General features: G+C 74.5%; 1 pseudogene. It reads right to left on the bottom strand.

From position 1 onward, the window contains the following. Nucleotides 1-299: 299 nt before the first annotated feature. Nucleotides 300-922, bottom strand: a pseudogene (locus GTW43_RS12830) (serine/threonine protein kinase); the annotation flags it as partial.

Here is a 922-nt window from a genome sequence, read left to right as displayed (position 1 = left end):
GGCTCCGGGGTGCGCCTCGTTCCCGCAGGCGGTGAGGACGGGGACCGCGGCGAGTGCGGCGGCGGACAGGACGAGCGCGGTGCGGCGGCTGGTGCGGCGGTGCAAGGTGGAGCCTCCCTGCGAGTAGTTTGTGCGCGTTCCGCCGCGCGTGGCGCGTCCGTCCGGCTGGGGCGGTGGTCGGGCGACGGGTGGGCGCACAAAGTCCGACGTTGATCGATGTTAGGCAGTGACCGCTTGCTGGGCCACCTATTCGACAACGATTCGCCGGGAGTTGGGGTACTGAACTCCGCCCGGGCGGGTCAGCCGCGCACTTGTCCGAGCCAGTGGAGGGTGCGGCGGACCTCGGCGGGGAAGGGGTGGCCGGGGCCGTGCAGGCGCTCGGCGTCGTGGAGCAGGCGCAGCAGGGTCTCGTGGGCGGCGCCGCGGTCGCCGACGGCGAGGAGCAACTGGCCGATGCGGCGGCGCACTTCGAGGGCGAGCCGGAGGTCGGTGGTGGCGTACTGGTTCTCGTAGTACGGGAGCAGGGAGCGGTACTCGGCGAGGGCGGCGGCCGGTTCGCCGAGGGCTTCGAGGCACTGGGCGACCTCGTAGCGGAACTGGAGGGACTGGGGGTCGGCGTGGCCGGCCTCGGTGGCGCGCTCGTCGGCGAGGCGGCGCAGTTCGGGCAGGGCGCGGCGGTACTGGCCGTCGTCCATGAGGGTGGCGGCGTACTGCTTGCGCAGGGTGCGCACGACGGGTGAGTGCTCGCCGTGCTGGGCCGCGGCGGCGGGCAGGATCGCGCCGAGGATGTCGACGGCCTGGGTGATGCGGCCCTCGCCGAGGAGGCGTTTGACCTCGTCGACGGCGCGGGCGACGTCGGGGCGCTCGCCCTGGACGTCGCTTCCTTCGGGGCGGGGGGCCGGGGTGAGGGCGCGGTCGGGCC

The sequence above is a fragment of the Streptomyces sp. SID5785 genome (assembly GCF_009870065.1).
In the GTDB taxonomy this organism is placed as follows: Bacteria; Actinomycetota; Actinomycetes; order Streptomycetales; family Streptomycetaceae; genus Streptomyces.
The sequence above is the reverse complement of the archived record's forward strand: the minus strand, read 5'-3'. Positions and strand labels throughout refer to the sequence as shown.